General features: G+C 65.4%; 12 protein-coding genes. 4 read left to right on the top strand and 8 right to left on the bottom strand.

All coding sequences use genetic code 11. The annotated features are described in order from the left end of the window. A complete protein-coding gene (locus ACX3O0_RS01050; RefSeq protein WP_459090210.1) occupies nucleotides 1–561 on the top strand; it encodes a hypothetical protein in 561 nt (186 codons plus the stop codon). A gap of 15 nt (nucleotides 562–576) precedes the next feature. On the opposite strand, the gene ACX3O0_RS01045 is transcribed toward ACX3O0_RS01050, so the two are convergent. After that, nucleotides 577–1737 carry a mechanosensitive ion channel family protein gene (locus tag ACX3O0_RS01045; RefSeq protein ID WP_459090208.1) on the bottom strand — a complete coding sequence of 387 codons (1161 nt, stop codon included), beginning with the start codon at nucleotides 1735–1737 and terminating at the stop codon, nucleotides 577–579. 394 nt (nucleotides 1738–2131) lie between these two features. Here ACX3O0_RS01045 and ACX3O0_RS01040 point away from each other — a divergent pair, with 394 nt between their 5' ends. Next, nucleotides 2132–2632 carry a hypothetical protein gene (locus ACX3O0_RS01040; RefSeq protein WP_459090206.1) on the top strand — a complete coding sequence of 167 codons (501 nt, stop codon included), beginning with the start codon at nucleotides 2132–2134 and terminating at the stop codon, nucleotides 2630–2632. Nucleotides 2633–2744: 112 nt separating this feature from the next. On the opposite strand, the gene ACX3O0_RS01035 is transcribed toward ACX3O0_RS01040, so the two are convergent. From ACX3O0_RS01035 to ACX3O0_RS01020, 4 genes are all read right to left on the bottom strand, one after another. Continuing rightward, a complete protein-coding gene (locus tag ACX3O0_RS01035; protein WP_459106480.1) occupies nucleotides 2745–4406 on the bottom strand; it encodes an HNH endonuclease signature motif containing protein in 1662 nt (553 codons plus the stop codon). Between the two features lie 265 nt (nucleotides 4407–4671). Continuing rightward, entirely contained in the window at nucleotides 4672–5574 is a 903-nt protein-coding gene (locus tag ACX3O0_RS01030; protein WP_459106479.1) for a glycine betaine ABC transporter substrate-binding protein, read from the bottom strand. Beyond that, nucleotides 5571–6563: an ABC transporter permease gene (locus ACX3O0_RS01025; protein WP_459090198.1), complete on the bottom strand. Its 993-nt coding sequence runs from the start codon at nucleotides 6561–6563 to the stop codon at nucleotides 5571–5573. Before ACX3O0_RS01025 ends, ACX3O0_RS01030 begins: the two co-directional genes overlap by 4 nt. Continuing rightward, nucleotides 6560–7876, bottom strand: coding sequence for a quaternary amine ABC transporter ATP-binding protein (locus tag ACX3O0_RS01020; RefSeq protein WP_459106478.1), 1317 nt, complete (start codon nucleotides 7874–7876; stop codon nucleotides 6560–6562). The genes ACX3O0_RS01025 and ACX3O0_RS01020 overlap by 4 nt, the downstream gene beginning before the upstream one ends. 406 nt (nucleotides 7877–8282) lie before the next feature. Between ACX3O0_RS01020 and ACX3O0_RS01015 the strand changes: the two genes are divergently transcribed. Continuing rightward, nucleotides 8283–8987, top strand: coding sequence for an SOS response-associated peptidase (locus ACX3O0_RS01015; RefSeq protein WP_459106477.1), 705 nt, complete (start codon nucleotides 8283–8285; stop codon nucleotides 8985–8987). Here the strand turns inward: ACX3O0_RS01015 and ACX3O0_RS01010 are convergent. Further along, nucleotides 8984–9643, bottom strand: coding sequence for a response regulator (locus ACX3O0_RS01010; protein ID WP_459106476.1), 660 nt, complete (start codon nucleotides 9641–9643; stop codon nucleotides 8984–8986). The two genes, ACX3O0_RS01015 and ACX3O0_RS01010, sit on opposite strands and share 4 nt — an antisense overlap. Then, a complete protein-coding gene (locus ACX3O0_RS01005) occupies nucleotides 9643–10983 on the bottom strand; it encodes a sensor histidine kinase (RefSeq protein ID WP_459106475.1) in 1341 nt (446 codons plus the stop codon). Before ACX3O0_RS01005 ends, ACX3O0_RS01010 begins: the two co-directional genes overlap by 1 nt. A 153-nt stretch (nucleotides 10984–11136) precedes the next feature. On the opposite strand from ACX3O0_RS01005, the gene ACX3O0_RS01000 reads away from it, so the two are divergent. Continuing rightward, nucleotides 11137–11817, top strand: coding sequence for a hypothetical protein (locus ACX3O0_RS01000; RefSeq protein WP_459106474.1), 681 nt, complete (start codon nucleotides 11137–11139; stop codon nucleotides 11815–11817). A gap of 3 nt (nucleotides 11818–11820) precedes the next feature. Here the strand turns inward: ACX3O0_RS01000 and ACX3O0_RS00995 are convergent, their stop codons facing one another. Further along, on the bottom strand, nucleotides 11821–12411 hold the full coding sequence (locus ACX3O0_RS00995; RefSeq protein ID WP_459106473.1) for a cysteine hydrolase family protein: 591 nt from the start codon (nucleotides 12409–12411) through the stop codon (nucleotides 11821–11823). Nucleotides 12412–12435: the final 24 nt, after the last annotated feature.

Here is a 12435-nt window from a genome sequence, read left to right as displayed (position 1 = left end):
ATGCGCAACTTCGACTGGGGCCACCGTGTTGCCCACCTGATGGGCGGGATCATCGAGGCTCTCATCATCCTCGTTGCCGTCGCCGTGCTGGCAGCGGTCGTCTTCCTGCTGGTGCGCTACCTCCTCGTCGCCACCAGGGCCGCGCAACTCTACGTCGACCAGCATGAGCCCCCGCGCTCACGCCGCGACGGCTACGGCTCGGGCCCAGGCTCCGGCCCTGGTTCGCCCGGTGACGCAGCTCCGAGTGCGCCGATGGGCGGCGGAGCAACGTCGACCGTTGCACCCGCCACGACTCCCGTCACCTCTCCGGCCAGTTCTTCCACTTCTTCCGCGACTTCTTCCGTGACGAAGCCCGCAACCAAGCCGGCCACTGCACCCACCGTGCCAGCCGATGCGGCATCCGCAAGCGGTGACGTCACCAAGCCGACCCCGACACGGGCGAAGTCTGCGCCGAAATCGGGGACCAAGCCGGCCACCACGCCCGTCACCAAGCCGGCTACGACACCCGCGACCAAGCCGGTAACCAAGCCGCGGACCCCGAAGACACCGCCCAGCGTGTAGCAGCAGGAGACCAGCTCAGCGCTCGACCGGCGGGACCGTGCCGATCGGCCCGGTGAATTGCTGACCCCGACCGGACTCGTCACCGCTGAACAGCGCGGACTCGTCAGCCGAACCCGTGGCGCCCCTGGCCCGACGCAGTTCCGGCTCTGCCTCGACCAGTTGCACGCGGGAGCGTGGAATCGACTGCGGACTCGTCTCGTGCAGCCAAGTGATCATCTCTTCGCGAACGAGGCAGCGCAGGTCGAACAGTTTGCCGGCGTCGAGCGCGCTGACCAGGATGCGCACGCGCACCTGGCCGCCGACAGCATCCGTGATCTGCAGCACGCCGACCCGCTGGTCCCACAGTTCGGACGATTCGAGGATGCGGTGCAGTTCGTGGCGCATCTGGGCTGGCGTCACCCGCCAGTCCAGGTCGAATTCCACCGAGCCGAGCAATTCCGAGTTGCGCCTTGTCCAGTTCTCGAACGGGGTTGTTGTGAAGAATGTGGAAGGCACGACCATCCGCCGGTCGTCCCAGATGTGCACGGCGACGTAGGTGAGCGTGATCTCTTCGATCCTGCCCCACTCCCCCTCGACGATGACCACGTCATCGACGCGGATGGCGTCGCTGAAGGCCAACTGCATTCCGGCGAAGACGTTGGCGAGGGTCGACTGTGCTGCCAGGCCGGCGATGATGCTGATCAGGCCGGCGGATGCGAGGAGGCTCGCCCCGGCAGCGCTGGCGCCAGGGAAAGTCAGCAGGATCGCTCCCACGGCGATGATCACGGTCGCCACGACGGTCAGGCGGCGAATGATCAGCACCTGGGTGCGTACCCGGCGCGCCACCCGGTTGTCCGGGACGTCCACCCGGAACCGGTGGAGCCACAGGTCTTCGAAGAAGATCGCCAGCGAACAGGCGAACCAGGCACCCAGGGCAATGGTGACGATCAGGAACAGGTGCGAGATGACATCCTGTGCTCCGAACTCCGGCGCGTACGCCGCGAAGGCGATCCAGAACAGCACGCAGACCAGCAGCAGGCGGAATGGGAGGCGGGAGCGGGCGATGAGTTGACGCGCCCAGACCGCTCGCCGAGCGGCCAGTCGCAGACTGAGCGCAGCGACGGCGGTGAGGATGACGGCGGCGATCAGGGCACTGCCGAGAGCGACCAGGAAGAGGACCCAGGGATCGGAAAGCATCGATCCATCGTGACACGATCCCAATGGCCTACGCACGGCTTCCATACAGGCAACGCACAGCCTCGCGGGGCGCTCATCAGAGCAATCTTCGAAGAACGCCTCCGATCGCTGGCGTGTCGCCGATATAGTGCCGTACAGTGGCGGCGAGGTGAGGGTCGGAATGCAGGTTTCGGGGAGAGCCATCGGGCGGGTTTTCACCCAGCCGGTCGCCCCACCACGCAAATTTCGCGGGGCCATCGACGCCGCTCTCACTCTTGCTCTCGGTTCGGTTTGCGCCTTCGCGCTGACTCTGGGCCCGGCGCCTTTGAACACGGTCGCCGCGTCTTCGGCCGCAGCTGCGTCGTTCGCCGGACACTTCGGTCCCTCGGCACAGTCGGGGCTGCTTCCTGCGGAAGTGGATGACTCGGACGGGTCGTCGAGCAACTCGGGCAGTGAGCAGGATGAAGGTTCGCCAACGGTCGATGACTCGTCGACGACTCAGACTCCCGCCGAGTCCTCGGCACAGGTGACCTCACCGGGTGCCGCCAAGAAGGCCGAGAAGACTCAGCCGAAGGTCCCTGGCCCGCTTCCGCACGCTGAGACGACTGTGCCGCCTCCGCGCGCTTCCGTTCTGGATCCGCTGGTGCAGGCCCAGAACGTGCCCAGCCCTCCGCAGGGTGTCGCGGGCTCTGCAGTTGTGAGCATTATGGAGTCGTTCCGTGTCGCGTCCGGTCTCGCGGCTTTCGTCGCAGCGGATGCCTGCACTCGGCCCACTCTCCACGCCACTGTGACGGTGGGCGCCAATGGCGCTTTCGCACCGGGTGAGGCGAAGATGTCGCTTGCACCCGACCCGGCGCACGCCACGGTTGGTATCAGCGCCGGGTCGTTGTCCGTGACCGTCTACGCCTGCGAGTAGTAGCTACCGGATTCCCCGCTGGTTGAGCCTGCGCTGCACTCCGCTGCTTGAGCCCGTCGAAACCGACCGAGCCTTCGGGGTTCCGCGTGGTGGGCAGAGTGTGGGCAGAGTTCTACCCCGTAGCTTTGCGTGGCTTTCGTTCTTGTCGTTCTCGTTGGAGGTCGGCGAGGGCGGCGGATTTGTGCGGCATCAGCCGGGGGGTGCGGGTGGGGTCGATATTGGCGGGTGGGTGTAACCAGTAGGTGCCGCCGGTGCGGGTGATCTCCCAGTGGTTGTTGTGCAGGAGCATGTGGTGGTGCCGGCAGAGCAGGATTCCGTCAGCCAGATCGGTTGTGCCGTGGTCGCGTTTCCAGTGGTGGATGTGGTGGGCTTCACTCCAGGTGGCGGGGCTGGTGCAGCCGGGCCACCGGCAGCCGCCGTCGCGGGCGGCTAGTCCGATGCGTTGCAGGGCACTGTAGAGGCGTTGTTCCCGCCCCAAATCGATGCATTGGCCGTCCCGGTCGAAGCTGACCGGTACCATCCCGGACTCACACAGATGCCGTTCGACCGTTTCGATCGATACCGGGGTGGTCTGGCCTTCGATCCGGCCATGCCCGCGACGGCCTGATCCGGCAGTAGCGGCGGTGTGACCGGTGCCGAAACTGTCGGCAGAGCCGTCGGCGTTGTCGGTGGGCTCGGCGGGCTCGGCGGGCTCGGCGGGTTCGGCGGGCTCGGCGGGTTCGGCGGGTTCGGCGGGTTCGGCGGGTTCGGCGGCGCTGTCGAGGGTGGTGCCGGTGACCAGGACTCGGACGGCGGGACGGCGGGCGCCGAGCACACTGCGGGTGGCGGTTTTCGTGTCGGTGTCGGCCCCGATCCGCAGCACGGCCATGAACCCGTCGAAGGAGGGTTGTTCGATGCTGCGCGGGTCGGCCTCGATCGCCTCATCCCGGGCTTTCGCGGTCGCATCGACCATCCGGGGACCGCCCCGGCGGGGCGAGGTCAGGGAATCGTAGATGGAATCGAGGTAGGCGGCATTCTCCGGATCCGCCAGCATCGTGTAGACGGTCACCCCATCACCGCGCCGGTACCGTTTGAAGGATCGGGCCTGGTGGCGGGCGCGTTCCCGGTCGGCGATGCCCGCCTCATCCAACTCATCCCGCAAGCTCCTCGCCCGATCCAGCAACTGGTCGGCATTCAACGGATCAGCGGTTGCCTGCTCCGGGGCATCCGGGTCGGACAGATCGGATAAGTCCGGGCTGGACGGACTGGCCAGGTCGACGAGTTGGGCGGCCGCTTCGGCCAGCAGCTCGGCGGTGATGTCCTCCGTCGGGACCCCCAGGCCGACCCGGATCGCCTCGCCCGCCTCCATCGACAACACCCCCGCGGCCACCGCCCGGCCCACCGGGGCCAGCCACGGTTGGGTCAACTCCGGGGATACCTCTCCGGTGTGTTCGGCTTCGGTGATCAGTTCGGCTTCGTGGATGATCCCGCCGGTGCGCACCAGCTTCGCCGCCTCCCGGGAGGTAGACCCGGTCAAATGCTGCACCAGTTTCTCCGGAGTGCGAAACCCACCCTTCTGCGCCAAACCCTGGTAGCCCAAGTCGTAGGTGGAACGGCGGGCGATCTCCCCGGCGGTGGCGGCGAGGGAGGGCTCCAGTTGGCGGGTGATGTTCGCGAACAGGGCCGGGATGGCCAACAGTTCCTCTTCGGGCAGGCCGGCCAGGGTCGCCGAATCCCGCGGCAGTATCGCGGCGGCTGCCGCGATGCTGCTGAGGGAATCGGTGAACTGGGACATGCCACTATTCTCTCACATTCGAAGATTTATTCGAGTGAATGTGAGTACTTCTTCTCCACAGATTTGCTGTGGATAAAGGGAAGTAGCCGGGTTGTGGAGGAGAAGACGAGATGCGAACCTCGGCGGGTTTCGACAAGCTCAACCAGCGAACCAAGCTCAACCAGCACAAGCCGCCCTCCGACTCAACCAGCGGGAGCGCGCCGCGCGCCGGAAACGCAAGAAGGCCCGCACCATTCGGCGCGGGCCTCCTCGTTGAATACGGTGACTAGCTGGTGAGCGTGTCCACGTAGTCCTGGTTCTCGGCGATCCAGTCGGCGACGATGGTCTCGTACTCGCTCGCCTCTGCACCGCTGTTGTACATCGCGTTCTCCAGCGAGTACAGCAGTTCGGAGTCCAGCTCCCAGTTCTCGATCCATCCGGTCAGCTCGGGGAAGTCATCCGCGAACCCGGTACGGGCGATGGAGTGGATTTCCTCCGCGTCGCCGAGGGTGCCCTCAGGGTCCTTGAGGTCCTTGATCGGGAACTCGTCGTAGGCCCAGTGCGGACGCCACAGGGTGACGGCGATGTTCTCGCCGGCATCCAGCGCCGCCTTGAGTTCAGCCAGCATCGCCGGTGTCGACGAGGTGACGAACTCCATGCCGTCCAGACCGTAGGCCGGGATGGTGCCGTCGGCCACTGCAGCGGTCAGTCCGGCACCGGGCTCAATGCCGACGATGCGGTTGCCGAACTCATCGGCGTGCTCGGCCAGCTCATCGAGCGAGTCGATCGGCGCGTCCTCGTTCACGGCCATGGTCAGCACGGCGTCATTGTTCCAGGACCCGAGGTCTTCCAGGTCGGCGCCGAATTCCTTCATATAGTCCGCATGGGTCAGCGGCAGCCATCCGTCGAATGCCACGTCGTAGTCACCAGTGCTGAGGCCTGCGAAAACAGGGCCTGCGTCTGCATACTCCAGGGTTACGTCGTAACCCTTCTCCTCGAGCACTGCCTTCCACAGGTATGAGGCGGCCTCGCCCTCCGGCCATCCGTTGAACACGCCAACGGTCAGTGACTTCTGGTCACCGGAGTCTCCGCTTCCGGCGTCGTTGGACTCCGGGGTTCCTGCGCACGCGGTCAGGCCGAGCAGTGCCACTGCTCCGACCGCGATGGTCGTCATAAAGCGCTTCTTCATACTGTTTCCTTTCCACCCGATGCTGTGACCCGGGCGATTGGTGGTTGTGCATTGTCCATCGGGGACGACTCAGTGGCCTCCCCGGTGGCGGACTTTGCGTTCTCGGCCGACGTGGCGTCGGTCGAAGATCTGAGGGTGGTGTTGCGGGTCGCGTTCTTGCGCCCAGCACCAAGGCTCGCGGTGAGCCGGTCGAGGATGATCGCGAGAATGACGACGGCAAGCCCCGCTTCGAATCCGAGGCCAACATCGATTCGGCTCAGCGCCTGGATGATCGGTTTACCAAGACCCGGTGCACCGACCATGCTGGCGATGACGACCATCGACAACGACAGCATGATGACCTGGTTGACCCCGGCCATGATGCTGGGGCGTGCCAGCGGAAGCTGGATCTGGGCGAGGATGCGACGCGGCGACGACCCGAAGGCGTGACCGGCTTCGACAACCTCCTTGTCGACCCCCCGGATGCCTAGCTCGGTCAGGCGGACGCCTGGCGCCATGGAGAAAGCGATGGTCGCAACAATGCCGGGTACCACTCCGACGCGAAACAGGATGATCGCAGGAATCAGGTACACGAACGCCGGCATAGTCTGCAGGAAGTCGAGCACCGGTTTGATGGCCTGCGATACCCGGTCGGACCGTGCCGCCCAGATGCCCAGCGGGATGCTGATGACGACGGCGATGAAGGCTGACACGATGGTGAGTGCCAGCGTGTCCATGGCGTTCTCCCACTGGTTCACCGACATGATGACGAGTAGTCCGACGCCGACGCCGACGCCGAATCGCCAACCTCGCACGTACCAGGACAGCCCGGCGAGAACTACGATGATGGCCCAGAAGGGCGGCGTCACGAAGAGCCAGTCGGCAGCGTCATACAGGCCGTTGAAGATGCTGCGGATGAAGTCGAACAGGAACCCGAGGTTCTCGGTCACCCAGTCCACGGCCACCTTGACCCACTGGCCGAGCGGCAGGCGGAAGAAGTCGTCGCTCACAATGATGCCCCCTTCATGTGGGCATCTTCAGCAGCTGCGGCGGCGCTGAGGGCGGAGACGCGAAGCGTCTCGCTGATGACGTTGACCGGGATGGTCGGTGGTGGCTCGATGGCCGGCGTCTCTCCGGTGTTGGTGGACACGTTGCCGACGGCAGCCAGCAGGGTGACCCTGGGGATGACCCCGATCAGCCGGTTGTTCTCGTCGACGACCGCAATGGGCAGCGGGCTTTCCACCGACACCTCGTAGAGGTCGGCGAGGGCGACGTCGCCGGTGACGGATGCCACGGGCTCGGTCACAGCGGACAGGTCGGTCTCCCCCGCCTTCACCTGACGCATGACGTCTTTGTCGCGAACGGCGCCGATCAGGGTTCGCCCACGACCGACCACCAGCGCGGCCGACGTCTGCAGGTCGCGCATCTCGCGAAGTGCTGCGCGCGGCCCGGCCGTCACCGAGACGACGGAGCGTGCCGGTTCCATGGCGCTGGAAGCCGTCAGCACCCTGGCGCGATCCACATCCTGCACGAACTGGGCGACGTAGTCGTTGGCGGGGTCGGTGAGGATGTCCTCGGGGGTGCCGATCTGCACGATGCGGCCGTCACGCATGACGGCGATGCGGTCGCCCAGGAACATGGCCTCGTTGAGGTCGTGGGTGATGAAGATGATGGTCTTGCCGAGGTCGGCCTGCAGTTCGACCAGTTGCTCCTGCATTTCGCGGCGGATGAGGGGGTCGAGCGCGGAGAACGCTTCGTCCATCAGCAGCACGTCGGTGTCGGTCGCGAGCGCGCGGGCCAGGCCGACACGCTGCTTCATCCCGCCGGACAGCTCTGAGGGGAGGCTGTCAGCCCAGCCCTCCAGTCCGACGAGGGTGATGATCTTGCGCGCGCGCTCGAGCCGTTCCTGGCGAGTGATGCCCTGGATCTCCAGCCCGTACGCAACGTTGTCGATGACCGTGCGGTGCGGAAGCAGGGCGAAATGCTGGAACACCATGGAGACATCCCGACGGCGGATGTCACGGAGTTGCTTCGCCGGTACGCCCGTCACCTGCTTGCCAGCGATGGTGACGGAGCCGGAGGTTACCTCGAGAAGGCCGTTCAGCATCCGGATCAGTGTCGACTTTCCGGAGCCGGATAGCCCCATGACGACGAAGATCTCGCCCTTCTTCACTTCGAATGAGGTGTCGATCACGGCTGCGGTTCCGAGGGGGGAGACGTCCTGCCTGCTGGCACCGGCCTCAAGCTGGGTCACTGCGTCTTTGGCCCGTCGGCCGAAGACTTTGTAAAGTTTGTCTGCCTTGACGGCAATGGTTTCGGTCATGTGATCTCCGGCACGCCAACGCAACCGAATTCAGGCTGGGTGGGTGCTCACACTCACGGACGGGAGGGCTGTGACTGCACGTGGCACCCTCGACGGGTGCGGGCTGGCGCGAACATCGGGATCGCCGCCATCAGAGCTTCACCGTACGTCCGCGCGGAGTTCCTAGGGCTCTCCGCGGGGTCGCGTCCTGATTAAGAGGTCGTAAAACCGTGTTCTAACCTAACAGGTGAACTGCTCATTTTCTGGGTCAGGTCCGTATTGACGGCTACGTAACCCGGCCGATCGCTGCCATACCGGGCGATATACCGTTGCCTTATCGTTACCTTGGTATTTGTCTGGCTGGCAACCGAGGTCGCTGTGCTCGTCGAACGGCGGCAGTGTCGGATGCTCGGCGTACGGTGGTGGCATGTGCGGACGCTACGCCCTCGACCAGAGCACGGACGAACTGATCCGCGAGTATGTCGCCGCCGGCGGCGACTACCGCGACTGGCGGCCGGACTGGAACATCGCCCCGACCGACACCGTGCCGGTCATCCGCTCGCACAACGACCGGCGGGAACTCGCTGCCGTGCGGTGGGGCGCTGTGGCGCAGAGTTCCCCGACCTTCGGCGGTGGAAAGCCGATCATCAATGCCCGGGTCGAAACCGTCGCAACGAACGGCATGTTCCGACAGGGTTTCGCCGCCCACCGCTGCATCGTGCCTGCGCTCGGTTACTACGAGTGGCAGCTGCGACCGGACGGCAAGCAGCCCTTTTTCGTGAACAACGCGGATGCGCACCTGGCGATGGCGGGGATCATCCTTCCGTGGCGCGACGGGAGCAAGGCCGACGACGACCCGGATCGCTGGAGACTCTCAATGGCGATCATCACCATGGATGCCCATGTCGCGCCTGGTGAGGTGCACGACCGGATGCCTGCCTTCCTCACCCCGGACAGCTACGACGACTGGCTGGGCGACCACCTCAGCGGTGAGGATCTGCTCCGGCTGATCGACGGCACCTCGCACGAGCAGGCCCACGACCTGCAGTACCACCCGGTCTCCCGAGCGGTGAACAGCGTGAAGAATGACGGTCCGGAACTGGTGGAGCCGGTCGCGGAGCTGGAGCCCTAGCGCCAGCGTTTCACATAGGTGAGAACCGCGCTGACGCGACGGTCGATTCCAGGCGATTCTCCGAGCCCCAGTTTCGCGAAGATGGAGGCCACGTGCTTGCTCACTGCGGACTCAGAAATGAAGAGCCGCTGGGCGATCACCCCGTTCGTGTGCCCCTGGGCCATCTCTCTCAGCACCTCGAACTCTCGCTCGGTCAGCGGGTTCTGCTGGCCGCCCCGCATTGCGTGGCCGGCGCTCACCAATTCGTCGACAATGAGTGGGTCAACGACGGAACCACCGTCGCACACCGCACACAACGCCCGCACGAGCTCCGCTCGGTCGCCGACGCGCTCTTTGAGCAGGTACGCCAGACCGGCCGTACCGTTGGCGAACAACGCAGACGCGTAGGAGGCATCCGCGTGCTGGGAGAGCACGACAACACCAACCCGGGAGTGCTGCTCCCTGATTCGCAATGCCGCCTCGATGCCGTCCATCGCCATGCCTGGAGGCATCCGGATGTCGGTGAGAACCACATCCGGCGACAGGTCCGCTACCAGGTCGAGCAGTTGGGTGGCCGTAGCCGCAGAACCGATGGTCGTCACGTCCGCACCGTCATCCAGGAGCCGGCGAACCCCTTCCCGGACGAGAAAGTTGTCGTCCGCAATGACGAGGCGCATCACACCGCCCCCGGGAACAACGCTTGGACTCGGGTGCCCGATGGGTCCCCGTCGATAATGAACCTGCCGCCCATCGACTCCACTCGATCGCGCAACCCGGTCAGTCCCGAGGACGCTGCAGCGCCGGCCCCAGCGCCGGGGCCGTCGTCGCTCACCTGCACCAGCAGGTCGTCAGCGACAGCGCGGAGCTGAACGAGGATCCGGGAACCCGCCGCGTGTTTGAGCGAGTTCGTGACCGCCTCGTTGACCAGGAAGTATGCTGCCGATTCGACACCGGGTGCCCACCGCCTGGTCTCGACACCGGATGCATCGATTCGAACATCGGCGGGAAGCCGTGCCAGGCGGCTCTCCAGGGCGGCAACGAGACCCGAGTCGGCGAGCACCGGGGGCCGGATGCCTCTCACCAGCTCTCGAAGGTCGCCGATAGCCGTGCGGGCCTGTCCGCCGACCTCCGTAATGGTCTCGGATGCCTTTACTGGATCATGGCCGAGCTGGATATGTGCGAGTTCGGTGAGTGACAGGATGGCAACCAACTGCTGCTGCACCCCGTCGTGGATATCGCGTTCCAGGGTGCGCCGAGCCACATCTTCGGCTTGCACCAGTCGGGCGCGGGAATCGACCAGTCGTCGCTCCAGTGCCCGAACACGCTGGGTGATGCCGACCAGCAGTGCGACCGGGAACAGCGACAAGGCGGTGAAAAAGACCGGGATGATGACAGCATCCGGCACCCCGGTGAGTTGCAGCAGCGAGCCGACCGCTATGGCGACCAGCAGGATGGCCAACAGGAGGATGCTGCGCAGCGGCCATCGCAGCTGAGAGCGGCGCTCCGCATCACCACGCCACCAGCGCAATGCGAGAACGACAACGCCGAAGACGATCCAGAGCGGCTCGGTGCTTTCCAGCGCCTCACCGACGTTGCCCATGGCGACCAGCCCGCCCACCGCAATCGGGTTGGACTGAGCCGGTTCGTCTCCGATGCTCAGGATCGGCGAACCAATGAGCTGCGCGAGCGGAGCCGTCACGGCCACAACGGCCAGCGCCTGTACCGCGTAGACATGCCAGCGTGCGTCCGGTTGGCCGTCGGGGTAGCGCACCAGGGTGGCGACGATCGCAACGAGAGAAGAGAGGAAAGCCATCACGGCGAACGTACGCAGCAGTGCGAACGGGGCGCCTTCCATCCCGGCAAGCAGAAGCGGGGAGCTGCGGGATAGGCCGAACAGGATGCTGGCGACCAGCAGGAAGCGCGCGGCGCCGTTGCCCGGCACGAGGCAGACAGCGGCCAGCCCCGACGCCAACCAGGCGACGACAGTCAACACCGTCATTCCGTCTTCCAACGCCATGGCTTCACTCTGCCACCGATCAGCTCCAGTCAGGGTGCAGCGTGCACCCGCATTCGTGGGGCGCCGACTGCAGGGTGAACGGCAGCTGATTCCATTCCCCGGCGGGCCGGAGGCGCGAAGGATTGCCTCACCAACGTCAACTGTGGAGGCATCATGACCAACCGTTCCCTACCTATCCTGTTCGGCATCGCCGGCATCGCCTGGACGACCGCCCAATCGATCTCACCCGATATGGGCACGAGCATGGAAGCGCGGCTTGATGCCGTTGCCGCATCACCCGGTCTGCAATCCACGTCAACGGCACTCCTCGCTGTCGCTGCGATCTTCTTCGTTGTCTCAGCAATCTCCCTTGCACGAGTTCCACTGACAGGTCGGGGCGCCAGACTTATCAAGACGGGTGGCGTGATGCTCGGTATCGCCGGGGTGTGGCTCGCGGCGGGCCGGGCCGGATTCTCACTGGTGATGCTGCAGCTGACTTCCGAGGGTGTCAGCCGTGAATCCGCCCTAATCGCGCTCAGCGCAGATCCCGGGATTGCGTTCCTCGGCATTCTGCCGACCCTGCCCGCACTGCTGTTTGGTCCGGTCCTTATAGGCAGCGGGATCGGCCTGCGCATGCGGAGCTTCCAGAGCTGGCTGCCGCTGATCGCCTGGGTGATCGGGATCGGCATCTTCATCGTCAGCGAGTTCATCAACAAGCTTGGCGAGGGTATGGGGATCGGGGTTGCTTCGCTGGGCCTCGTACTCACAGCCCTCGCTATCGCCCGATTCAGCGCGGAACTGCCGGCCACAACCGCGGGCGCGGCTCGCAATGCTCAGACCGCCCAGCCGGCCTAGTCTCTAGCTGACCCGGAGGTCGCGCAGCAGGGCACCCGTCGTCGTCACTGTCGCGAAGCCGCCGCCGGCGAGATTGATTGCAGTGACCCGCATCAGCTCGTCGGCGGTTGCGCTGGGCTTGGCGCCATCCGGCCCGGCCGTGCCTTCCAGGTCGAAGGTGCGCGTAGCATCCAGCGGAACGATCACCTCGTAGCCCAGGTTGCCGCCCATCCTCGCCGTCGTTTCGACGCACATATTGGTCTGGATGCCGCACAGCACCAACTGCGTTGCCTCGTTCGCCTTCAGCCAGTCACCGAGGTTCGGCTCGCCGAGGAACGCCGAGTTGACACTCTTCACCACCAGCAATTCGGCGCTCGCGTTGGCGGCGACGGGCTTCAGCTGGTTGCCCGGATGGCTGGGGTGAAGTGGCGACTCCGGCGAGACACTGTCATGGCGGACTACCACGATGGTCCCGCCGCGCTCATGCCAGGCGTCGACGAGCGCCGCAATGTTGTCCTCGCACGCTGGGTTGCTGGTCGGCCCCCAATACGGATCGTCGAAGGCGTCCTGCACGTCAATGAGGATGAGCACGGCGGAGTCGGCAATGGTGGTCATGTTCCGATTCAACGCCAAGCGGAT

This window comes from Homoserinimonas sp. A447, assembly GCF_054489325.1.
Note: the sequence above shows the minus strand (reverse complement) of the source record. Positions and strands in the feature narration are given on the sequence as shown.